The 22735-nt window shown below is 63.5% G+C and carries 24 protein-coding genes; 18 read left to right on the top strand and 6 right to left on the bottom strand.

The window, feature by feature from the left end; genetic code table 11:
* The first annotated feature begins 2 nt into the window (after positions 1–2).
* The 7 genes from RT582_RS07780 to RT582_RS07750 all read left to right on the top strand — a co-directional run bounded on the left by RT582_RS07780 (position 3) and on the right by RT582_RS07750 (position 4103).
* Positions 3–1154, top strand: coding sequence for an MFS transporter (locus RT582_RS07780; protein ID WP_278377863.1), 1152 nt, complete (start codon positions 3–5; stop codon positions 1152–1154).
* Positions 1151–1771, top strand: a complete 621-nt coding sequence (locus tag RT582_RS07775; RefSeq protein ID WP_278377861.1) for a methylthioribulose 1-phosphate dehydratase — start codon at positions 1151–1153, stop codon at positions 1769–1771. The genes RT582_RS07780 and RT582_RS07775 overlap by 4 nt, the downstream gene beginning before the upstream one ends.
* 53 nt (positions 1772–1824) lie before the next feature.
* On the top strand, positions 1825–2370 hold the full coding sequence (locus RT582_RS07770; protein WP_125861654.1) for a 1,2-dihydroxy-3-keto-5-methylthiopentene dioxygenase: 546 nt from the start codon (positions 1825–1827) through the stop codon (positions 2368–2370).
* Position 2371: 1 nt separating this feature from the next.
* Positions 2372–3055, top strand: coding sequence for an acireductone synthase (mtnC, locus tag RT582_RS07765; RefSeq protein ID WP_313477069.1), 684 nt, complete (start codon positions 2372–2374; stop codon positions 3053–3055).
* 76 nt (positions 3056–3131) lie between these two features.
* The gene (locus tag RT582_RS07760; protein WP_041014350.1) at positions 3132–3341 is read left to right on the top strand and encodes a PLDc N-terminal domain-containing protein; all 210 of its coding nucleotides are present in this window, start codon (positions 3132–3134) and stop codon (positions 3339–3341) included.
* A gap of 6 nt (positions 3342–3347) precedes the next feature.
* Positions 3348–3539 (top strand): PLDc N-terminal domain-containing protein, encoded by a 192-nt coding sequence (locus RT582_RS07755; RefSeq protein ID WP_313477068.1) that lies wholly within the window; start codon positions 3348–3350, stop codon positions 3537–3539.
* A gap of 3 nt (positions 3540–3542) precedes the next feature.
* Positions 3543–4103 carry a histidine phosphatase family protein gene (locus tag RT582_RS07750; RefSeq protein ID WP_313477067.1) on the top strand — a complete coding sequence of 187 codons (561 nt, stop codon included), beginning with the start codon at positions 3543–3545 and terminating at the stop codon, positions 4101–4103.
* Here RT582_RS07750 and RT582_RS07745 read toward each other — a convergent pair.
* Complete coding sequence (locus RT582_RS07745; RefSeq protein WP_313477066.1) at positions 4100–4984, bottom strand: DNA-3-methyladenine glycosylase family protein; 885 nt, start codon at positions 4982–4984, stop codon at positions 4100–4102. The two genes, RT582_RS07750 and RT582_RS07745, sit on opposite strands and share 4 nt — an antisense overlap.
* Before the next feature lie 188 nt (positions 4985–5172).
* Here RT582_RS07745 and speE point away from each other — a divergent pair, with 188 nt between their 5' ends.
* Complete coding sequence (gene speE, locus RT582_RS07740) at positions 5173–6033, top strand: polyamine aminopropyltransferase (protein ID WP_046619666.1); 861 nt, start codon at positions 5173–5175, stop codon at positions 6031–6033.
* Positions 6034–6364: 331 nt separating this feature from the next.
* Positions 6365–6706 carry a ribonuclease E inhibitor RraB gene (locus RT582_RS07735; protein WP_023445156.1) on the top strand — a complete coding sequence of 114 codons (342 nt, stop codon included), beginning with the start codon at positions 6365–6367 and terminating at the stop codon, positions 6704–6706.
* Between the two features lie 11 nt (positions 6707–6717).
* Here RT582_RS07735 and RT582_RS07730 read toward each other — a convergent pair whose 3' ends face one another.
* Positions 6718–7674 carry a LysR family transcriptional regulator gene (locus RT582_RS07730; protein WP_102832777.1) on the bottom strand — a complete coding sequence of 319 codons (957 nt, stop codon included), beginning with the start codon at positions 7672–7674 and terminating at the stop codon, positions 6718–6720.
* 109 nt (positions 7675–7783) lie between these two features.
* On the opposite strand from RT582_RS07730, the gene RT582_RS07725 reads away from it, so the two are divergent.
* Entirely contained in the window at positions 7784–8536 is a 753-nt protein-coding gene (locus RT582_RS07725) for a sulfite exporter TauE/SafE family protein (protein ID WP_041014345.1), read from the top strand.
* Positions 8537–8558: 22 nt separating this feature from the next.
* Here the strand turns inward: RT582_RS07725 and chrA are convergent, their stop codons facing one another.
* Together chrA and RT582_RS07715 are read right to left on the bottom strand one after the other, a co-directional pair.
* The gene (gene chrA / locus RT582_RS07720; RefSeq protein ID WP_313477065.1) at positions 8559–9779 is read right to left on the bottom strand and encodes a chromate efflux transporter; all 1221 of its coding nucleotides are present in this window, start codon (positions 9777–9779) and stop codon (positions 8559–8561) included.
* 63 nt (positions 9780–9842) lie between these two features.
* Positions 9843–10808: a DUF1853 family protein gene (locus tag RT582_RS07715; protein ID WP_278420091.1), complete on the bottom strand. Its 966-nt coding sequence runs from the start codon at positions 10806–10808 to the stop codon at positions 9843–9845.
* 212 nt (positions 10809–11020) lie between these two features.
* Between RT582_RS07715 and RT582_RS07710 the strand changes: the two genes are divergently transcribed.
* From RT582_RS07710 to RT582_RS07675, 8 genes are all read left to right on the top strand, one after another.
* A complete protein-coding gene (locus tag RT582_RS07710; RefSeq protein ID WP_003280695.1) occupies positions 11021–11908 on the top strand; it encodes an NAD(+) kinase in 888 nt (295 codons plus the stop codon).
* Complete coding sequence (locus RT582_RS07705) at positions 11908–12879, top strand: metallophosphoesterase (protein ID WP_228208682.1); 972 nt, start codon at positions 11908–11910, stop codon at positions 12877–12879. Before RT582_RS07710 ends, RT582_RS07705 begins: the two co-directional genes overlap by 1 nt.
* The gene (locus RT582_RS07700; protein WP_228208683.1) at positions 12876–13745 is read left to right on the top strand and encodes a rhomboid family intramembrane serine protease; all 870 of its coding nucleotides are present in this window, start codon (positions 12876–12878) and stop codon (positions 13743–13745) included. Before RT582_RS07705 ends, RT582_RS07700 begins: the two co-directional genes overlap by 4 nt.
* Positions 13746–13806: 61 nt before the next feature.
* Complete coding sequence (locus RT582_RS07695) at positions 13807–14085, top strand: YeaC family protein (RefSeq protein ID WP_228208684.1); 279 nt, start codon at positions 13807–13809, stop codon at positions 14083–14085.
* A complete protein-coding gene (locus RT582_RS07690; RefSeq protein WP_313477064.1) occupies positions 14085–14918 on the top strand; it encodes a DUF2797 domain-containing protein in 834 nt (277 codons plus the stop codon). Before RT582_RS07695 ends, RT582_RS07690 begins: the two co-directional genes overlap by 1 nt.
* 220 nt (positions 14919–15138) lie before the next feature.
* Complete coding sequence (gene pepN / locus RT582_RS07685) at positions 15139–17799, top strand: aminopeptidase N (protein ID WP_313477063.1); 2661 nt, start codon at positions 15139–15141, stop codon at positions 17797–17799.
* Between the two features lie 411 nt (positions 17800–18210).
* Positions 18211–19209 carry a WD40/YVTN/BNR-like repeat-containing protein gene (locus RT582_RS07680; protein ID WP_313477121.1) on the top strand — a complete coding sequence of 333 codons (999 nt, stop codon included), beginning with the start codon at positions 18211–18213 and terminating at the stop codon, positions 19207–19209.
* Positions 19210–19225: 16 nt separating this feature from the next.
* Positions 19226–21580, top strand: coding sequence for an efflux RND transporter permease subunit (locus tag RT582_RS07675; protein WP_014820713.1), 2355 nt, complete (start codon positions 19226–19228; stop codon positions 21578–21580).
* A gap of 63 nt (positions 21581–21643) precedes the next feature.
* On the opposite strand, the gene RT582_RS07670 is transcribed toward RT582_RS07675, so the two are convergent.
* Positions 21644–21847: a hypothetical protein gene (locus RT582_RS07670; RefSeq protein ID WP_230356145.1), complete on the bottom strand. Its 204-nt coding sequence runs from the start codon at positions 21845–21847 to the stop codon at positions 21644–21646.
* Between the two features lie 150 nt (positions 21848–21997).
* Entirely contained in the window at positions 21998–22735 is a 738-nt protein-coding gene (cobA, locus tag RT582_RS07665) for a uroporphyrinogen-III C-methyltransferase (RefSeq protein WP_313477062.1), read from the bottom strand.

Raw genomic sequence — 22735 nt, 5'->3', positions numbered from 1 at the left:
CTATGGCCGCTGCTCTGCCGTACTGGCGTCTGTCCGGTTTCTACTTCTTCTACTTTGGCCTGCTCGGCTCCACAGCGCCGTTTCTCGGCCTGTACTTCGATCATCTAGGTTTCTCGCCGGAGCGGATCGGCGAGCTGATCGCCATTCCCATGCTGATGCGTTGCGTGGCGCCGAATCTCTGGGGCTGGCTGGGTGATGCAACCGGTCGGCGGCTGGAAATCGTCCGTCTCGGCGCGCTGTGCACCTTGCTGTCCTTCGGGCTGATCTTCTTCGACAAGAGCTTTGCCTGGCTGGCGCTGGTGATGGCGTTGCATGCGTTCTTCTGGCACGCGGTGCTGCCGCAGTTCGAAGTCATCACCCTGGCGCATCTGCACGAGCAGACTGAGCGCTACAGCCAGGTCAGGCTGTGGGGCAGCATCGGTTTCATCTTCGCGGTGGTAGGGCTCGGGCTGCTGTTTCAGCGGCTGAGCCTCGATCTTTACCCGACTGCGGTAGCCGTTGTGATGATCGGCATCGTGCTGAGCAGCGCCTGGGTGCCCAACGCCCATCCGCGGCAACGTACCGAGGTGGCCGGGCGGGGCGGGTTTCTCGCCCAGCTGCGGCGGCCTGGCGTGCTGGCCTTCTACGGCTGCGTGGCGTTGATGCAGCTGGCCCATGGTCCGTACTACACCTTCTTCAGTATTCACCTGGAAGCACTGGGCTACAGCCGCAGCTTTATCGGACTGATGTGGGCGCTGGGCGTGGTCGCGGAAATCCTGCTGTTCCTGGTAATGGCGCGGCTGCTCGAGCGTTTCTCGCTGCGTCAGGTGCTGCTGGCCAGCTTCCTGATCGCCGCGCTGCGCTGGATGTTGCTCGGGCAGTTCGCCGAGCATCTGGCCGTGCTGCTGGTCGCGCAGCTGATGCACGCGGCGACCTTCGGCAGTTTCCACGCCGCCGCCATTCACTTCGTCCAGCGCAGTTTCGGCCATCGCCAGCAGGGCCAGGGCCAGGCGCTGTATGCCAGCCTGTCCGGCATCGGTGGAGCGCTGGGTGCGCTCTACGCGGGCTACGCCTGGTCCGGTCTGGGACCAGGCTGGTCGTTCGCCATCGCCAGTCTGGCGGCGCTGGCCGCAGCCGCTATCATTGCCTGCCGTTTGCAGGAGGACCGGGCATGACTGCCACCCGCCAGCACCTGAGCCAGGCGATCATCGACGCCGGCCGCTTCCTGTATGGTCGTGGCTGGTCGCCGGCGACCAGCAGCAACTACTCGGCGCGCCTGACCAGCGCCGAGCTGCTGCTGACCGTTTCCGGGAGGCACAAGGGCGAGCTGACTGCCGATGACCTGTTGGCCGTCGACATGCACGGCAACAGCCTGGAAGAGGGCAAGAGGCCTTCGGCGGAGACGCTGCTGCATACCGAGCTGTATCGCTGGAAACCGGAGATCGGCGCGGTGCTGCACACCCATTCGGTGAATGCCACGGTGCTGTCCCGCGTCGCCCTGGCCGATTCGCTGGTGTTCGCCGATTACGAGTTGCAAAAGGCCTTCAGCGGTATCTCGAGCCATGAATCGCAGGTGCTGGTGCCGATCTTCGACAACGATCAGGACATCGCCGCCCTGGCCACCAGGGTGCAGCCGTGGCTTGACGAGCATCCCGATTGCGTCGGCTACCTGATTCGCGGCCACGGCCTGTACACCTGGGGCGAGACGATGAGCGATGCGCTGCGACAGATCGAGGCATTCGAGTTTCTGTTCGAATGCGAACTGAAGATGCGTGCCCTGCAGCCCAGATAAATTCCAGCCTGCCCGGTAGCGACCGGTCAGACGACCTTTTCGGAGAGCCGAACATGAGTGTCCTCAGCGTCTATCACGAGACCCGACCCGATCAGCCGCTCAAGGTGCTGACCCACCTCGAAGACATCGCCCCGACGCTGGCCAACGTCGGTGTGCAGCTGGAGCGCTGGGAGGCCAGCGCACCAATCGCCGCCGGGGCCAGCCAGGAAGAGGTGATCGCCGCGTACCGGCCGCAGATCGACAAGCTGATGACCGAGCGTGGCTACGTCACGGTGGATGTGATCAGCCTGACCCGCGATCACCCGCAGAAGGACGAACTGCGCGCGAAGTTCCTTGACGAGCATCGCCATGCCGAGGACGAAGTGCGCTTCTTCGTTGCCGGGCGCGGGCTGTTTACCCTGCACATCGACGACATGGTCTACGCCGTGCTGTGCGAAAAGAACGACCTGATCTCCGTGCCCGCAGGCACGCGTCACTGGTTCGACATGGGTGAAGAGCCACACTTCGTCGCCATCCGCCTGTTCAACAACCCGGAAGGCTGGGTCGCGGAATTCACCGGCGAACGCATCGCCGATCAGTTCCCGCGGTTGGACGACTGAGATGCCGATCAAGGCGATCCTCACCGATATCGAAGGCACCACCAGCGCCGTCAGCTTCGTCTTCGATGTGCTGTTTCCCTATGCCCGCGAGCATTTGCCGGCGTATATCCGCAGCCACGCCGGCGAACCTGCAGTCGCTGCGCAGCTCGAGGCGGTGCGCGGCGAAAGCGGTGAGGCCGATGCGGATATCGAGCGCGTCATCGAGATACTGCTCGGCTGGATCGCCAGCGATCGCAAGGCGACCTCGCTCAAGGCGCTGCAAGGCATGGTCTGGGCCCAGGGCTACCGGGCCGGCCAGCTCAAGGGGCACGTCTATCCGGACGCAGTGGCTGCGCTACGGGAGTGGAAGGCGCAGGGGTATGCGCTGTACGTGTATTCCTCAGGCTCGATCCAGGCACAGCAGCTGATCTTCGGCTGTTCCGAGGCCGGCGACCTGACGCCGCTGTTCTCCGGTTATTTCGATACCACCAGCGGGCACAAGCGCGAGGTGGCCTCCTACCAGCGCATCGTCGAAGCCATTGGCGTGCCAGCCGTCGAGGTGCTGTTCCTTTCCGATGTGGTCGAAGAACTCGATGCCGCGCAGCAGGCCGGCATGCGCGTCTGTGGGCTGGGCCGCGATGGCGGCGCCCTCGGTGAGCACGAGACCGTCGCCAGCTTTGCGCAGATCGACCCGCGGCGCTACTGAGCCACCGGGCGATTACTGAACCCTGCCGCCGCGCTGGCATCCTAGATTAGGTACTCACCCAAACAGGAGCGAACCCATGGGAGATGCCTTCGGCGGTATTTTCGGCCTGCTCATCCTGATACTGGATATTTGGGCGATCATCAGCATCGTTCGCAGCGATAGCACCGGGGGCAAGAAGGTGCTCTGGGTGCTTCTGATCGTTCTGCTGCCAGTGCTCGGCCTGATCATCTGGGGAATCATGGGGCCGCGCGGTAATCGCCCTGACTCGCGCGGGCCGTATCGGTAGCCGTTGATGGAAAGCCTCAGCGGCCCGCTGGCCATCGTGGTTCTCGTGCTCGACGTCCTCGCCATCGCTTATGTGTGGCGCAGCCGCATCGAGGTCGGGCGCAAGGTCGTCTGGTCATGTGTGATCCTGCTGCTGCCCGTGGTCGGTCTGATCATGTGGTCGATAGCGGCCGGGCCGTTCGGCAAGGCGCGGTTGTGACACATGTGGCGCAGCGGTCTGCTGATCGGTCTGCTGGCGCTTGCTGCCGAGCCGCTTCGGGCTGACGACGCGGCGGCCTGGCAGGCATTGCGCGAGGGGCGGGCGATTCTTGTCATGCGTCACGCCAGCGCGCCAGGTCTCGGCGATCCCGAAGGCTTCGTTCTCGAAGACTGCAAAACCCAGCGAAATCTGAATCAGCGCGGCCGGGATGAGGCCCGGCGCTGGGGCGCGCGGCTGCGCGAAGCGGGTCTGCATGAAGTGCGCTTGTTCAGCAGTCGCTGGTGCCGTGCGCTGGAGACCGCCGAGCATATGGCGCTCGGCCGGGTGGAGCCACTGCCTGCGCTGGATTCGTTTTTCATGTCGCCCGCAAACGAGCACTGGCATACCGAAGCCTTGCGCGAGGCCGTCGAGCAGTTTCCGGCCGGCGAGGTAGCGGTGCTAGTCACTCACCAGGTCAACATCACCGCGCTGACGGGCATCTTCCCGCAGTCGGGCGAGGGACTGGTCCTGGAGCGCCCGCTGACCAGTCCGCCCAGACTGCTGGCGCGTATCGCGCCGCCTTAGCCGCCTTTGGCCGCTTTGGAATAGTTGTCCCAGATATGAATGGCCGCATAGGCCCGCCACGGACGCCAGGCTTCGGCGCGTCCGGCCAGCGCCTTGGCGCTGATGCCATCCGCGCCCCACAGTGGCGCTTTCAGCAGTCCGAGATCGGCTGCGGGAAAGGCGTCGGCGACGCCGAAACCCCGTAGCGCGATGTATTCGGCGGTCCAGGGACCGATCCCCGGCAACTCGCAGAGTCGTCGCACCAGCACATCCGCACCATTTTCGACATGCAGCTGCAGCGCGCCTTCGGCCACGGCGGCAGCGAGGCGCCGCAGCGCCTGGGCTCGCTTGGATGGCATGCCGATATTGTCCAGCGGGTCATCGGCTATCGCTTGTGCGGTAGGGAAGAGCATCTCCAGCCCCGGTAGCGCGCCCTGCAGCGGCTCGCCGAGGCGTTCCACCAGACGTCGCGTAATGGTCACCGCCGCCTTGACCGTGACCTGCTGGCCGACCACCGCCCGCACCGCCTGTTCGAACGGGTCATAGGCGGCTGGCAGGCGCAGGCCGGGGTTCGCGGCGATCAACGGGCCGAGCACGGGATCGCTAGCGAAATGTGTGGCGATGGCCTGCGGGTCGGCATCCAGATCGAACATCCTGCGAACCTGCCCGACGAGTGGCTGGGTAGCCTCTTGCAGGGAGTCACTGAGCGTCAGTTCGAGCGCCGAGCGGTCGGCCTGCGCGCGCACGTGGAGCCAACCGCAGGCTTCGCCGAGTCGCAGCGTACGCGCGTAGCCGTCAGCATCCAGCCACTCCACACCGGGTAGCAGGCGCAGGGCGAAATGGCGGTGGAACTGCTGCCAGTGCCAGGGTTCGAGGTAGGGCAATTGGATGATTTCGTTCATGACCAGACTCTAGGGGCTGCCGATGGCCTTGTCGTCCCGAAGTGTGCTTTTGCTGCCTGCGGTTTCCGCTGTCATCTTGGCCAACGTAGAATGCGCCTCTTTTCGGCAGGCAGGCTGCATCGCCCGTCAAGCCAGATTGCCAACATGCGGCGGAGCGCTGCTTCGTCGCCGGTCAAGGGAGATAACCCATGAGCGACTTTCAGGAAACTCTCTACGAGGGATACGGGCAGCGGTTCCAGGTCGACAAGCTGCTGCACGAGATGCGCACCGAGCATCAGCATCTGGTGATCTTCGAGAACCCGCGCATGGGCCGGGTGATGGCCCTGGACGGCGTGATCCAGACCAGCGAAGCCGACGAATTCATCTACCACGAGATGCTCGCCCACGTGCCGATCCTGGCCCATGGCCTGGCGCGCCGGGTGCTGATCATCGGTGGCGGCGACGGTGGCATCCTCCGTGAAGTGGCACGTCATCGCGATATCGAAAGCATCACCATGGTCGAGATCGACGGCGCCGTAGTGGAGATGTGCAGGGAGTTCCTGCCGAATCATTCCGCCGGCACCTTTGAGGACCCGCGGCTGAATCTGGTGATCGATGACGGCATGCACTTCGTGGCGACCACCGAAGAGAAGTTCGACGTCATCATTTCAGACTCCACCGATCCCATCGGCCCGGGTGAAGTGTTGTTCTCCGAGAACTTCTACCAGGCCTGTCGCCGCTGCCTGAACGAAGGCGGCATTCTCGTTGCGCAGAACGGTACGCCGTTCATGCAACTGGGCGAACTGCAGACCACTGCCAAACGCATGCAGGGCCTGTTCGCAGACTGGCATTTCTACCAGGCGGCCGTGCCGACCTACATCGGCGGTGCCATGTCCTTTGCCTGGGGCGCGTGCAGTGCTGAGAGCCGCAAGCTGCCGCTGGAAGCTCTGATGCAGCGCTTCGCCGGCAGCGGCATCGTTACGCGGTATTACAACCCGCATGTACACATTGGCGCTTTTGCACTGCCGCAATACGTGTTGCATGCGATTGCCAAGCCTAGCAACGACTGATTCCAGATCGTGATAGCGGCGCAGTAACACGCGCTGTGCTTGATCCACGGCCCGCCCGGCAACGGTGCGGGCCGTTTTTGCATCCAGCGTCCGGGTTGAACTGCCGGGACTTTTCCGGGTTCTACTGGAGCGAGACCGCGCGCTTGGGCCGGGGGGTTAATTAAGCCCTCGCAGTTGGCTCCGCGGCCTGCTAGCTTGTCAGTGTGGACTGCGTCCACCGCGTCACTTCGACTAGCTGTTGCGACTCCCGTTTGCCCGATGTCTTGACGACGGAGCCGATCTCCCGCTGAGCTCGTGGCAACTTCATCCAGGTATGAGAGGAGGTTGATTTATGAGCACCACCTTCCACGAGGATGTCAGCAGCACCGTTCTGCGCCGGATGAAGGAGGGCGGTTTCGATTTCGCCCGAGTCCATCCAATCGAGTTCTATGCGGTATTTTCCGAACAGGACCGCGCTCAGAGGGCCGCGCAGAACTTTCGCGGCGAAACCATCAATACCCAGGTGTTTCCGCGTGAGGACGGAAGCTGGAATCTGCAGGTAAGCAAGGTGATGTATGCGACGTTCGATGGCATCGGCGATTTCGAGCAGGATCTTGAATACCTGGTCGAACCCCTCGGTGGGGTGCTTGATGGCTGGGGCGTTACCCAGGAGATCGAAGGTCAGGGTGCCTGACCGCTCTATCCTCACTCCCGCTTGAAGCCGCTCTGAAGTGCCTGGTCCCAGGGAGGGACCGGGCCGAAGCGGTTTTTCAGAAACTCCAGCAACAGACGGCTCCGCGAGTCGGCCTCGCGTCGCAATCGCAGCGCGTAGATGCCGCTGGCTTCCGGTTGCGGCAATCCCCCTTCGCAGAACAGCGGCTGCAGTTCGCCACGCAGCAGCTGGTCGCTGATCAGCCAGGTTGGCAGGTGGGCGATGCCAAGCCCCGCCAATGCCCCTGCCAGCAGCGCTTCGGCATTGTTCGCCACCATGCGCAGGCGACCCGGGCGCAGCAGTTGCGGTCGCCCGCCGCGCTCGAAGCGCCACGCATGGGGCGGCGCCAGCGCGTCCCAGTCCAATCCATCATGGTCGGGCAATTCCTCCGGTTGTAGTGGCACGCCGCGGCGTTCCAGATAGGCAGGGCTGGCGCAGACTACTCGCACCATCGGCGCCAGCGGTGTGGCGACCAGACGGGTATCGGCCAGCGGGCCGATGCGCAACACCAGATCGACCTCACCCAGGTGCTCGCCGTGCAGGTCGACGAAGCTGTCGATCAGACGCAGCTGGATATCGACTCCCGGATAGGCCTGGAGAAATTCGGCCAGGGCCGGCGCCAGGTGACGGCGCCCGAAGGGGGCCGGTGCGTCGATTCGGATGCGGCCTTCCGGTGCGCTGTCCAGCGACGTCGCTTCGGCGCGCGCCAGGTGCAGTTCCTGCACGATGCGCCGGGCGCGCTCGGCGAATGCCAATGCGGCGGGCATCGGGCGAACCGCGTGGGTGCTGCGGTTGAACAGCTGGCAGCCCAGCGCCTGTTCCAGTGCATCGATGCGCCTCGCCACCGCCGAAGGTGTCAGGCCGTGGCGGCGCGCGGCGGCAGAGAAGCTGCCAGCGTCGAGGACATCGATGAACAGGCTGAGCTGGGCGGAAAGGGCGTCGGGCAGCATTCGAATTCCTTGCTTGTGCGATCTATGCAAAGCCATTGTGCGTGGCTGTGCGTACCGAAGCCAGCGGCGGCGGCGTACGATGAGCGCCCCTGTATATTGGAGCGTCGGAATGCTGCTGGATATCGGATTGAACGTACTGCTCGGATTGGCGTTAGGCACGCTGGGCGGCTTGTTCGGTATCGGCGGCGGGCTGATTGCGATTCCCGTGCTGGGCGTGCTGTTCGGCCTGGACCAGCAGCTGGCGCAAGGCACCGCGTTGGTGATGGTCGTGCCCAACGTGCTGCTTGCCATCTGGCGCTATCACCAGCGCAATCGCATCGACTGGCGGCATGCCCTCGCGCTGGGCAGTGCCAGTTTCGTGTTCGCCATCGCCGGTGCGGCCGTTGCCGTGTCGCTGGATGCCGGGCGCATGCGCATGGCGTTCGTCGGCTTTCTGCTGGCCCTGGCTGCCTACACATTGCTACGGGTGTTTCTGCGCCCGGCCGCCGGCGACGGACAGCTGCGTCATCCCTGGCCATGGCTGGGCCTGCTCGGTGCGGGTGCCGGAGCAATGGGAGGTTTGTTCGGTGTCGGTGGAGCGGTTATCGCCACGCCGATCCTGACCAGCGTATTCGGCACCTCGCAGGTGGTCGCTCAGGGCCTGTCGCTGGCACTGGCCGCGCCGAGCACCGGCGTCACTCTGGTGACCTATGCGCTGCATCATCAGGTTAACTGGTCGCTTGGCCTGCCGCTGGCGGTAGGCGGATTGCTCAGCATCAGCTTGGGCGTGCGGTTGGCGCATGCCTTGCCGGAACGTCTGCTGCGACTGCTGTTCAGCGTTTTTCTGGTGGCAAGCGCCGTGTTGCTGGCGATGGAAAGCTGATCGGCGCGATCCCGCCAGTCGTTTAGCTCGTCAGGCCGATCAGGCCACCACCCACAGCGCCACCGATCACCACCAGCCAGGGCGGTAGTTTCCAGTACATCAGTGCGGCGAGGGCGAGCAGGGCAAGGACGAAATGCTCTGGGGCCTTGATGCCGCTGGTCCATACCGGATCGTACAGCGCAGCCAGCAGCAACCCGACCACCGCCGCGTTGACCGCCGCCAGGGCTGCCTGCGTGCGCCGGTTGCTGCGCAGGCGCTCCCAGAACGGCAGCACGCCGATAACCAGCAGAAACGACGGCACGAATACCGCAACCAGGCACACCGCCGCTCCCAGCAAGCCGCTGGGCGACTCATTCATCGAGGCGCCGAGAAACGCGGCAAAGGTGAACAGCGGGCCGGGTACCGCCTGGGCCGCGCCGTAGCCAGCGAGGAACGTGTCGCGGTCTACCCAGCCTGGCTGCACCACTTCGGCCTGCAGCAGCGGCAGCACCACGTGGCCGCCACCGAACACCAGCGCGCCAGCGCGATAGAACGCATCGAGCAACGCCAGCAACGGGTTGTCCGTGCCGCTGGCGAGTAGCGGCAACAGCATGAGCAGCGCAAAGAACAGCGCCAGTGCTGTGAGCGCCGCCCGACGCTTCACCGCAACGGGCAATGCGACATGTGCTTCTGTGGTGGCAGGGCGAAAGAAAACCACCCCGATCAGACCCGCCGTGGCGATGACCGCAACCTGACTCCAGATGAACGGGAGCAGCAGCACGGTGCTCGCCGCCGCCAGCGCAATGGCGATTCGCGGTGCGTCGGTGCACAGCGTTCGTGCCATGCCCCAGACGGCTTGGGCAACTACGGCCACGGCGACGATCTTCAGACCCTGAAGGACGCCAGCAGGCAGCGCGTCGCCCCATGTGGCGATTCCCAGCGCGAACAGCGTCAGCGCGATCGCCGATGGCAGGGTGAAGCCTGCCCAGGCCGCCAGCGAGCCACGGTAACCGCCGCGCAGCAAACCGATCGCCAGGCCTACCTGGCTGCTGGCCGGGCCTGGAAGAAACTGGCAGAGCGCGACCAGATCGGCATAGCTGCGCTCGTCCAGCCAGCGGCGACGCTGGACGAACTCCTCGCGGAAATAGCCGAGATGCGCGATGGGACCGCCAAAGGAGGTGAGGCCCAGGCGCAGGAACACCAGAAAAATGGTCCAGGCGTCGAGTCGGGAGGATGTCGAATGATGCTGCGAGTCAGTGGGCATGCGGGTTCGTCGGCTATCGATCTGTAGGGTCGAGTCGGGCAGGCAGTCTAGCTGTTCAAGGTGTCAGGTGGATGACAGCGGACGCGCTGCGGCGCCGTTGCAGGGCCAATCATCGGCAACCAGAAACAGCCGTTCCTGCTCCAGCCAGACGCCCGATGCATCCGGTTCGAGCCGCGCCAGCAGCTGCGCCCGCGCCTGTGCCGGATTGGCGGCCTGCCAGTCGGCGAACCGGTTGGCAGTCCACAGTTCGGCTGGCGTGACACGTGCTGGCGCGAGCCAGGCCGAGCGAGCGATAGGTTGCCAGACTGCGTCGGGATTCTCGGCCTGGAATCGCGGCCAGTCAGCCTGGCGCAGCCATCTGCCCTGCAGGTGGTGCGGGTTGGCGCCAAGTGGCGGTGTGCAGCCTTGCGGCCAGGGGCGAAATAGATAGCCGCTGAGCCAGAAGCTGCTTTGCACCGGGCGACCGGTGAGTTCGGCGAGCACCGCCAGCGTTGCTGGCTGGGTACACAGCGGCAGCTGGCGCTGGCACATATGGTCGAGTTTCAGATCGAGTCGATCGTGACTGCCGGGACCAAGCCAATGCGCGTGCCGGCTGCCATCGCCCTGCCCGAGCCCCAGGTAGAACTTCACGGCCAGCTCCAGGTGATGCACGCCCTGGTCATCGCAGAACAACAGGTCCAGCTCGCCGAGGGTGCTGCCGTTCTGCCGGATCGGCAGATTGGCGGCGAGCAGCTGGATATCGGGTGCGTGGGACAGCGCGTATTGCCACAGTCGCTCGTAGTACAGGCCCAGTCGTCGAATGCGGTGCAGCGACAGCCAGGCTTCGAGAATCGATGGCTCGGCATCCTGTTGCCACAACCAGTTGGCCAGTCGCTCCGGCTCGCTGTTCCAGCAGCTCGCGGACAGCGGGTGACGCTGACACTGCGGTGCCTCGTTCAGCAGCGGCGGCGAGAGGATCGTCCAGGCGAGATCGCGCACCTGCGGATGCTGGAGGCGGTTGGGGAGGGCGGAAAGACTGCACAGGCTCATGAATGCAGCATAGCTGTCGGTTTGCTGATGGTCCGGCGTTTCGCTGATAATCCGCTGCCGCTGAACACCGCGGCGAGCAGGGGCTCTAACCCCTGTGCTGGATTTCAGGCGAATAGCCGATTCGTATCGGCGTCGTCGCCTGCGTGCTGCGTGTTATTTTCGAGCGCTGCGACTGCCCGCAACCATCCGCCCAGCCACACCAGGGAACGTCAATGGAGCAATTCCGCAATATCGGCATCATCGGCCGCCTGGGTAGCTCCCAGGTGCTGGATACCATCCGCCGGCTGAAGCGATTCCTCGTCGAACGCCATCTGCATGTGATTCTTGAAGAGAACATCGCCGAGGTGCTGCCGGGACACGGCATGCAGACCTCGTCGCGGCAGCGGCTGGGCGAATCCTGCGACCTGGTGATCGTGGTCGGCGGCGACGGCAGCCTGCTGGGCGCCGCCCGGGCGATGGCCAAGCACCGGGTGCCGGTACTCGGCATCAACCGTGGCAGCCTCGGCTTTCTCACCGACATCCGTCCGGATGAGTTGGAAGAGAAGGTCGCCGAAGTGCTCAACGGCCAGTACACCCTGGAAAATCGCTTTCTGCTGGAGGCCCAGGCGCGACGATTCGATGAGCCGATCGGCGAGGGCGACGCGCTCAATGATGTGGTGCTGCATCCGGGCAAATCCACGCGCATGATTGAATTCGAGTTGTACATCGACGGCCAGTTCGTCTGCAGCCAGAAGGCCGACGGTCTGATCGTGGCGACCCCCACCGGCTCCACTGCCTATTCGCTGTCGGCGGGCGGGCCGATCATGCATCCGCGATTGGACGCCATCGTCGTCGTGCCCATGTACCCGCACACGCTGTCGAGCCGTCCGATCGTGGTCGATGGCAACAGCGAGCTGAAGATCGTGGTGTCGCCGAACATGCAGATCTATCCGCAAGTGTCCTGCGACGGCCAGAACCACTTCACCTGTGCCCCGGGCGATACCGTGACGGTGCGCAAGAAGCCGCAGAAGCTGCACCTGATCCATCCGCTGGACCACAACTACTACGAAGTTTGCCGGACCAAGCTGGGCTGGGGCAGTCGCCTCGGCGGGGGCGATTGATGCAGCTTGATCCCGAACGCGGCTACGACCTTATCGGTGATGTGCATGGCTGCGGTCGTGCACTGGCGCGGCTGCTGGATCAGCTGGGCTACCGCTTGCAGGGCGGGGTCTGGCGCCATTCGCGGCGACAGGTGATCTTCCTCGGCGACATCATCGACCGCGGCCCGCATATCCGCGAGGCGCTGCATCTGGTCTACGACATGGTTGATCGTGGGCAAGCCTACTGCATCATGGGTAACCACGAGTTCAATGCGCTGGGCTGGTACATGCCGGCACCACCGGGCAGCGGCCGGGAATTCGTGCGTGAGCATTCGCCGCGTTTCGCCCGGCTGTTGCAGGAAACCTTCCAGCAGTTCGAACCCTATCCCGAGGAGTGGAAAGCCTTTCGCGAATGGTTCTATAGCCTGCCACTGTTTCTCGAGAACGAACGCTTCCGCGTGGTGCATGCCTGCTGGGACAGCTGGGTGATCGCACGCCTGCGTCCGTTTCTCAACGACGCCTGCCTCAATCCGGCAATCCTGCGCGAAGCCGGCCTGCCGGGTACGTTCATCTGCCAGGCGCTGGATCGGCTGCTGCGCGGCACCGATATGCCGCTGCCCGAGGGCATGACGCTGACCAGCGAGGAAGGCTTCGTGCGGACCTTCTTTCGTACCAAATTCTGGGAAGAGAACCCGCAGACCTACGGTGACGTGGTGTTCCAGCCCGATGGCCTGCCGGATCATGCGGCGCGCATGCCACTGTCTGCGCAACAGAAAAATCGCCTGTTCCTCTACGGTCCGGACGAGCCGCTGCTGTTCGTTGGCCACTATTGGCGTCGCGGCCAGCCGGGGCCGCTGCGCGACAATCTGGCCTGCCTGGACTACAGCGCGGTGAAGAACGGCAAACTGGTGGCCTATCGACTGGATCAGGAAGTCCGGCTGGACCCGGCGAAGTTCGCCTGGGTCGATGTCTGCGCGGTGTTCCGAACATGAGTGTCGAGGTGAGCGAAGCGCTGCGCCTGCCGCTGTCGGAAGACCTTAGCGGTTTCATCGCCTTGCTGCGCCGTCTGCGGGTGCCGTGCCGGGTGTCGGAGGAGGGCGATCAACAGGTGCTGCGCGTGCCGGTTGAGGTCGTCGAGCAGGTTCGTGACCTGTACTCACGGCATCCCCATGGCGATGACAGCGTCGTCATCGAACAGCCGCGTCGCCGCGGCGGTTTCGTCGCCGCCCTGCGCGCCAGCCCGCTGACCGCAGCAATATTGGTCATCACGCTGGTCGTCGCGGCCATCACCCTGCTTGGTGAGAATTTCGCAACGATCCGCTGGCTGAACTTCGTCGACTTCCGGGTCGATGGTGAATACGCCTACTTCGCCTCGCTGGAGCAGACACTCGCCGCCGGGCAGTGGTGGCGACTGATCACGCCGATCTTCGTGCATTTCGGCATTCTGCATCTGGCGATGAACAGCATGTGGTTCTGGGAGCTGGGGCGGCGCATCGAAGCCCTTCAGCGCGCCTGGATGCTGCTGGCTCTGACGCTGCTGTTCGGTCTGGTGTCCAACTTCGCCCAGTACCTGTTCGGCGGGCCGGGCATTTTCGGTGGGCTCTCCGGCGTGCTGTACGGGCTGCTCGGGCACTGCTGGCTCTATCAGAAGCTTGCGCCCAACGAGGCCTACCGGCTGCCACCCGGGGTGGTCGTGCTGATGCTGGTGTGGCTGGTGATCTGCCTCACCGGCGTCATCGAGGTGCTCAGTTTCGGCGCGCTGGCCATCGCCAATGCCGCTCATGTCGGCGGGTTGGTCGCCGGCTGCGTGACCGGCGTGATTGGCGGCACCCTGGCGCGCCGTCGGCGCCAGCGCTGAGGCTTTTCCCTAAAGCACGGCTGCCCGGTAGAATGGTCGCTCGTTTCCCTCGGAGCTGGCCATGTCGACCTTTATCCAAACCGCCGAAAACATCACCCCCGAAATCTACCTGAACCTCAAGCAGGCGCTTGAACTCGGCAAATGGGCTGACGGCCGCAAGCTGACCCCAGAGCAGAAGGAAACCTGCATGCAGGCGGTGATCGCCTGGGAACTTAAGAACCTCCCGGAAGAACAGCGCACCGGCTTCATGGGCGGTCAGGAATGTGCTTCCAAGAGCAAGAAGGCTGAGCCGGCCATCGATACCAGCCTGTTCGCTCCCGCTTCGGGAACCCGCCACTGATGCTCGAATTGGGACGCGGTGCGCTGAGCAAGATGTCGATCCAGCTCGGCGCACCGGCGCAGTATTCCTTCCGTCTGAACGACGAGCTGGTGCCGGTCAATCCGCTGATCGGCAGGACCCTGCGTCTGGAATACCTCGGCGCCATCAACTGCACCCATTGCGGTCGCAAGACCAACAAGAGCTTCAGCCAGGGGTATTGCTACCCGTGCTTCAAGAAGCTGCCGCAGTGTGATGTCTGCATCATGAGCCCGGAAAAGTGCCACCACGATTTCGGCACCTGCCGCGACCCGCAGTGGGGCATGGACTTCTGCATGACCGACCACGTGGTCTACCTGGCCAACTCGTCGGGCATCAAGGTCGGGATCACCCGTGCCACGCAGCTGCCGACGCGCTGGCTCGATCAGGGCGCCAGCCAGGCGCTGCCGATCATGCGCGTCGCCACGCGCCAGCAGTCCGGAATGGTCGAAGACCTGCTGCGCAGCCAGGTGGCGGATCGCACCAATTGGCGCGCGCTGCTCAAGGGCGATGCCGAACCCATCGACCTGATCGAAATGCGCGAGCAGATCTTCGATGCCTGTGCCGATGGGTTGCGCGAGTTGCAACAGCGCTACGGGCTGCAGGCGATCCAGCCGGTGGCGGACGCCGAGGTGCTGGAGATTCGCTATCCGGTCGACGCTTATCCGACCAAGGTGGTCAGTCTCGATCTGGAGAAGACGCCCGTAGTCGAAGGTACGCTCAGGGGCATCAAGGGCCAGTACCTGATTCTCGATACCGGCGTGATCAACATTCGCAAGTTCACCGCTTATCAGGTCGCCGCCAGCGCTACCGCGTAGGGTGGATAACGCTTCGCTTATCCACCGCTTACGGCCGGCGGGCTCAAGGATGAGCGGCCTGGAACAACCCTGTGGAAAAGGCTTCTCCGTTTCCACCCTACAAGTCCGTCGCGACAGACGCTAAGCTCGAACTCATCTGCAGCCCGGTTTCCGGGCTGGCAGTCCATCGCCAAATTCCTGCTTGAAGCTAGCCGCTTGAAGCTCAGCCGACGAGGTTTCCATGCGTACCGAACAACCGAAAGTCATTCATCTGAAGGATTACCAGGCGCCTGAATACCTGATCGATGAAACCCACCTGACCTTCGAACTGTACGAGGACCGCACCCTGGTGCACGCCCAGTTGGTGATGCGCCGCAATCCCGAGCGCCCGGCTGGCAAGCTGCCGCCGCTGGAGCTGCACGGCCAGGAGCTCGAGCTGCAGGCCATCGCGCTAAACGACCGCGAGCTGGGTCTGGGCGATTACCAGATCAGCGAAGACTGTCTGACCCTGCAGCCGGACAGCGAAAGCTTCGTCATCGACACTTCGGTGGTGATCCATCCGGAAACCAACACCGCGCTGGAAGGGCTGTACAAGTCCGGCAGCATGTTCTGCACCCAGTGCGAAGCCGAGGGCTTCCGCAAGATCACTTATTACCTCGACCGCCCGGACGTGATGAGCAAGTTCACCACCACCGTGAGCGCCGAACAAAAGGCCTATCCGGTGCTGCTCTCCAACGGCAACCCGATTGCCAGCGGCAGCGAGGACGACGGCCGCCACTGGGCGACCTGGGAAGACCCGTTCAAGAAGCCGGCCTATCTGTTCGCCCTGGTGGCGGGTGACCTCTGGGCCATCGAGGACAGCTTCACCACTATGAGTGGACGCAACGTGGCGCTGCGGATCTACGTCGAGCCGGAGAACGTCGACAAGTGCCAGCACGCCATGGACAGCCTGAAGAAGTCGATGAAGTGGGACGAAGAAGCCTACGGTCGCGAGTACGACCTGGACATCTTCATGATCGTCGCGGTGAACGACTTCAACATGGGCGCCATGGAGAACAAGGGCCTCAACATCTTCAACTCCAGCGCAGTGCTGGCCCGCGCCGAAACCGCTACCGATGCCGCGCACCAACGCGTCGAGGCCATCGTCGCCCACGAATATTTCCACAACTGGTCGGGCAATCGCGTGACCTGCCGCGACTGGTTCCAGCTGTCGCTCAAGGAAGGCTTCACCGTCTTCCGCGATTCGCAGTTCAGCGCCGACATGAACTCGGCGACGGTCAAGCGCATCGAGGACGTCGCCTACCTGCGTACCCACCAGTTCGCCGAGGATGCCGGCCCCATGGCCCATTCGGTGCGCCCGGAATCCTTCATCGAGATCTCCAACTTCTACACCCTGACCGTCTACGAGAAGGGCGCCGAAGTGGTGCGCATGATCCAGACGCTGCTGGGCGACGAGGGCTTCCGCAAGGGCAGCGACCTCTATTTCGAGCGCCATGACGGCCAGGCCGTGACGGTCGACGATTTCGTCAAGGCGATGGAGGACGCCAACGGTGCGGACCTGACCCAGTTCAAGCGCTGGTACAGCCAGTCCGGTACACCGCGCCTGGCCGTCAGCGAGCAATACGACGAGGCGGCGAAGACCTACCGCCTGACCTTCCGCCAGAGCTGTCCGCCGACACCGGGCCAGCCGACCAAGGAGCCGTTCGTGATTCCGGTGGCGCTGGGCCTGCTCGCCGCCGATGGTTCGGATATGCCGCTGCGCCTGGAAGGCGAGCCGCAAGCTGCGGGCACCAGCCGCGTGCTGGCGGTGACCGAAGCCGAACAGAGCTTCACCTTCGTCGACGTCGCCGAGCGTCCGCAGCCATCGCTGCTGCGTGGCTTCTCCGCTCCGGTAAAGCTGGATTACCCGTACAACCGCGACCAGCTGATGTTCCTCATGCAGCACGACTCCGATGGCTTCAACCGCTGGGAAGCGGGTCAGCAGTTGTCGGTGCAGGTGCTGCAGGAGCTGATCGGTCAGCATCAGCGTGGGGAAGCGTTGGTGATGGATGAGCGCCTGGTCGAGGCGCTACGCAGCCTGTTGCAAAACGAGACGCTCGATGCAGCCATGGTTGCCGAGATGCTTTCGTTGCCGGGCGAAGCCTACCTGGCTGAAATCAGCGAAGTGGCAGACGTGGATGCCATCCATACGGCACGCGAGTTCGCCCGCAAGCGCATCGCCGACGCGTTGTTCGAGCCGCTGTGGCAGCGCTACCAGGCCAATCGCGAAACCTCGCGCAGCACGCCCTATGTCGCCTCGGCCGAACATTTCGCCCGTCGCGCCCTGCAAAACATCGCATTGTCGTATCTGATGCTGAGCGAAAAAGCCGAAGTCGTGGAAGCCTGCCTGGAACAGTTCGAGCAGGCCGACAACATGACCGAGCGCTTGACCGCACTGGCCGTGCTGGTCAACTCGCCGTTCGAGGCCGAGCGCGACAAGGCGCTGCAGGCCTTCGCCGAGCACTTCAAGGACAACCCGCTGGTGATGGATCAGTGGTTCAGCGTCCAGGCCGGCAACCCTTTGCCCGGCGGGCTGGAACGGGTGCAGACGCTGATGCAGCACCCGGCGTTCACCCTGAAGAACCCGAACAAGGTGCGTGCGCTGATCGGCGCCTTCGCCAACCAGAACCTGGTCAACTTCCACCGCGCCGATGGCGCCGGCTACCGCTTCCTCGCCGACCAGGTGATCACCCTCAACGCGCTGAACCCGCAGATCGCCTCGCGCCTGCTGGCACCGCTGACCCGCTGGCGCAAGTACGACAGCGCCCGGCAGGCGCTGATGAGGGCCGAGCTGGAGCGCATCCTGGCGTCCGGAGAGCTGTCCAGCGATGTCTACGAAGTGGTGAGCAAGAGCCTCGCCTGACTCGACAAGGCCGATCGTGCAATGCGATCGGCCTTTCTTTTACGAGGGCCCGTTCCCAGGCACTATCCACGGCAAACAACCTTCCTGCGTATCGTGACCATCCTCTGGCGCCTCGCGTCGGATCGTCACTGCGGGATCGAAAGGGGCGGTCGGCACATACTGGCCACTGGCCCAATCAGCCTGAGTGATCACGCGTCAATCATTGCGTGAGAGTTAACAATTCATAACGTCCGGCCAATTGTGCCTGTCTGTGGAAGCTGGCTAGGATGGCCGAGCCTGCATTACAGGCCTTACCTAATAAGAATAAAGGGGGTATGTATGAGTGAGCCCGTTCAGCGGCGCACACTATCCGGCCGCGCCGTGGTTCCATGCCAGGCGAGGGCGTCGCGTCTTCACTCATCGGTTGCCGGCATGCTTTCGCTGTGCGGCGCCTTCTCACTCCTGCTGCTTGCAGCATCGGCACCCGCCCAGGCCGCTACCGATGGCCAGGCCCGCTACTCGATCGAGTCGGCCAAGGCGGTATCCAATCTTCTGCTCGATATCACCCAAGCCGGCGAACGGCTAGTTGCGGCAGGCGATAGAGGCCACATTCTCTATTCCGACGATGGTGGCGCCAGCTGGATGCAGGCCAAGGTGCCGACGCGCCAGCTGCTGACGGCCATCGACTTCGTCGACGACAAGCACGGCTGGGCGGTTGGCCATGACGCGTTGATCCTGGCTACAGCCGACGGCGGTGAGAGCTGGACGGCGCAGTATGAGGATCGCGAACGCGAGGCCCCCTTGCTGGACGTCTGGTTCGAAGACACCCAGCACGGCATCGCGGTTGGCGCCTACGGTGCGCTGCTCGAAACCATCGATGGCGGTCAGAGCTGGGAGGACATCAGTGAGCGCCTTGACAACGAGGACGGTTATCACCTGAACGCCATCACCCATATCCAGGGCTCGGGCCTGTTCGTCGTAGGCGAACTGGGCGGAATGTTCCGTTCTGCCGATATGGGCGAAACCTGGGAGCGCGTCGAGTCGCCGTATCAGGGTTCGTTCTTCGGGGTGGTCGGCGGCTCGGAGCCGGGGGTGGTGGTTGCCTTCGGGCTGCGCGGCCACCTGTTTCGCTCCGTCGACTTCGGCGACAACTGGGAAGGCATCGAGCTCAGCAACGGTAATGGCAATGTGCTGGAGTCCGGGCTGGCCGACGGCAACCTTCTGCGTGATGGGCGCATCGTGGTGGTCGGTCACGGCGGCGCCGTGCTCACCAGCGACGATCAGGGCCGTAGCTTCAAGCTGTTCAATCGCCCCGACCGCCGTTCGCTGTCGGGTGTCACCTCCGATTCCCAAGGCAACCTGATCCTGGTAGGGCAGGGTGGTGTTCGCATCGCCTCGCCATCGGGCGCGGATCTGGCCACACAACAATAAAGCCGGGAGAGTCTGCATGACCAAGCACCACCAGAAGCCGGCGTCGTTCCTCGAGCGCCTGATCTTCAACAACCGGCCGGCAGTCGTCGTACTCTGCCTGCTGATCAGCGCATTTCTCTTCTATCAGGCGGCCCAGGTTCGGCCGCAGACCAGCTTCGAGAAGATGATTCCGCTGGGGCATCCGTATATCCAGAAGATGCTCGAGCACCAGAATGATCTGGCCAACCTCGGCAACACGGTGCGGATCTCCGTGGCAGCAAAAGATGGTGACATCTTCGCCAAGGACTACATGGAAACGCTGCGGCAGATTCATGACGAAGTGTTCTATATCCAAGGTGTCGATCGCTCCAACATGAAGTCGCTTTGGAGTCCCAGCGTTCGCTGGACCGAGGTGACAGAGCAAGGCTTCGCCGGCGGTGAGGTCATTCCGCAGACCTATGACGGGTCGCCGGAAAGTCTCGATGACCTTCGCAGCAACATTCTCAAGTCCGGTCAGGTCGGGCGTCTGGTCGCCAATGACTTCAAGTCCAGCATCATCGACGTGCCGCTGATGGAGTCCTACTCGGATCCGGAAGATCGCAGCAAGCAGATCAAGCTGGACTACCAAAAGTTCTCCCACGAGCTGGAAGAGAAGATTCGCGACAAGTACGAGACGCAGAACCCGAATGTGGAGATTCACATCATCGGCTTCGCCAAGAAGGTCGGTGACCTGATCGACGGGCTGGTCGGTGTGGCGTTGTTCTTCATCGTCGCCATCGGCATCACCTTCGTCCTGCTGCTGTGGTTTACCCGTTGCCTGAAGAGCACCATCGCGGTGTTGATCACCACGCTGATCGCCGTGACCTGGCAGCTCGGCCTGTTGCACACGCTGGGCTTCGGGCTCGATCCGTACTCGATGCTGGTACCGTTCCTGGTCTTCGCCATCGGTATTTCCCACGGCGTGCAGAAGATCAACGGCATCGCCATGGCCTCCGGCTATACCGAAGACCCGGTGACGGCGGCGCGCATGGCGTTCCGTCAGCTGTTCATCCCCGGCATGGTGGCGTTGCTGTCGGATGCGGTGGGTTTCGTTACCCTGCTGCTGATCGATATCGGCGTGATCCGCGAGCTGGCCATCGGGGCGTCGCTGGGCGTGGCGGTGATCATCCTGACCAACCTGATCCTGCTGCCGGTAGCGATCTCCTACATGGGCATCAGCCAGCGGGCGATCAAGCAGGCCCGCGAAGAGGCCTCGCGCGATCATCCGTTCTGGCGCGCGCTGTCGAATTTCGCCAGCCCGAAGGTGGCACCGATCTCCATCACTATCGCCGTGGTCGCGCTGGCGGGTGGCCTCTGGTACGGCCAGAACCTGAAGATCGGCGACCTTGATCAGGGCGCGCCGGAGCTGCATCCGGATTCGCGCTACAACCTGGACAACGACTTCGTCATCCGCAACTACTCGACCAGTTCCGACGTGCTGGTAGTGATGGTCAAGACCGCGCCGGAAGGCTGTTCGCACTACGACACGCTCGCCGCCATGGACGAGCTGATGTGGAAGATGCAGAACACCGAGGGCGTGCAGTCGGCGGTGTCGATGGTGTCGGTGGCGCGCCAGGGCATCAAGGGCATGAACGAGGGCAGCCTTAAATGGGAAACGCTTTCGCGTAACCAGCATGTGCTGAACAACTCCATCGCCCGTGCCGAAGGTATGTACAACAGCGACTGCTCGCTGGCACCGGTACTGGTGTTTCTCAACGACCATAAGGCCGAGACGCTGGAACACGTGGTCGCCGCGGCGAAGGAGTTTGCCGAGGAGAACAACCGCGAAGGACTGGAGTTCGTGCTGGCGGCAGGTAATGCCGGTATCGAAGCGGCCACCAACGAGGTCATCGCGGCGTCGGAAACCACCATGCTGATCGCCGTCTACCTGGCTGTGAGCATCATGTGCCTGCTGACCTTCCGCTCGCTGGCGGCCACGCTTTGCGTGATCCTGCCGCTGGTGCTGACTTCGATCCTCGGTAACGCGCTGATGGCCTTCATGGGCATCGGGGTGAAGGTCGCCACGCTGCCGGTGATCGCGCTGGGCGTGGGTATTGGTGTGGACTACGGGATCTATATCTACAGCCGTCTGGAGTCGTTCCTGCGCCAGGGCATGACCCTTCAGGAAGCCTACTACCAGACCCTGAAATCCACCGGCAAGGCGGTGATCTTCACCGGTGTCTGCCTGGCGATTGGTGTGGTGACCTGGGTGTTCTCGGCGATCAAGTTCCAGGCCGACATGGGTCTGATGCTGACCTTCATGTTCCTCTGGAACATGGTCGGCGCGATCTGGCTGCTGCCGGCCCTGGCTCGCTTCCTGATCAAACCGGAGAAGCTGCGTCAGAAGGCGTGACCAGGCCAAAGCGCTAGCGAACAAAAACCCCGCAGAGCGGGGTTTTTTGTTGCTAGCGATTGGTTAAGGCTGAACCCCGTCAATCAATTTCAGTTTGAGCGGATAGCCCTGGGCAGGCTGTACCACGGTTTCGGTTTCGACGATGTTTAGAATCTTACCGCTAGGGTCTTTGGTGACCGTTACGGTCTTGCTGTATGTGCTCTGTACCACACAGCCTGACAGCAGCATTGACGCAACTAAGGCGGCGAGATAGGCGGAAGTTTTCATTCTGTCGGCTCCATGCCATATGTGTTGGGGCGCGGAATCTACCATCATATCGCCACCATCACTACCGGCTGCATGTTGGGCCGAAGCCAGTCCAGACATGCTGAGCGTCAGTGTCGCCTTCGACTATCTGGGAACGTAGCCCGCCCTAGGTCATGCCGTCATGTCCTGCATCTGTATAACGGCCTGCGCGGCCACTTCGCCGATCACCAGGATCGCCGGGCTCTTCAGCTTGAAGGCCAAGGCATCGCGGCACATGCCGGCGAGGCTCGAATGGCATTCGCGTTGCTGCGGCAGTGAAGCGTTTTCGATCATCGCCACTGGTGTACCGGCCGGAAGGCCGCCCTCCAACAGCCCGGCCTGCACCTGTTCCAGCTTGCTCACACCCATGTACACCACCAGCGTGGTGCCGCTTTTGGCCAGCGCCTGCCATTCCGGACTGCTGTCGTCGAGCGTGTGCGCTGTTACCAGGGTGACGCCGCGGGCTACGCCGCGCTGGGTCAGCGAGATGCCGCATTGCGTGGCGCCGGCCAGGCCGGCGGTGATGCCGTTCACCAGTTCGACCTCGATCCCGCGTGCCGACAACCATTCGGCTTCTTCGCCACCTCGGCCGAAGATGCACGGATCGCCACCCTTGAGGCGCACCACGCACTTGCCCTGGCGGGCGTAACGCTGCATCAGACGGTGGATGAAGGCTTGCGGTGTGGAGCGGCAGCCGCCGCGCTTGCCCACCGGGATGATGCGAGCGTTCGGGCAGTGTTCGAGCACGGCGGGGTTGACCAGGTCATCGATCATCACCACCTGTGCCTCGCCCAACGCGCGCACGGCCTTGAGGGTCAGCAGTTCCGGGTCGCCAGGGCCGGCGCCTACCAGCCAGACTTTTGCGCTCAT

The sequence above is a fragment of the Stutzerimonas kunmingensis genome (assembly GCF_032106285.1).
GTDB classification, from domain to species: domain Bacteria; phylum Pseudomonadota; class Gammaproteobacteria; order Pseudomonadales; family Pseudomonadaceae; genus Stutzerimonas; species Stutzerimonas kunmingensis_B.
The sequence above is the reverse complement of the archived record's forward strand: the minus strand, read 5'-3'. Positions and strand labels throughout refer to the sequence as shown.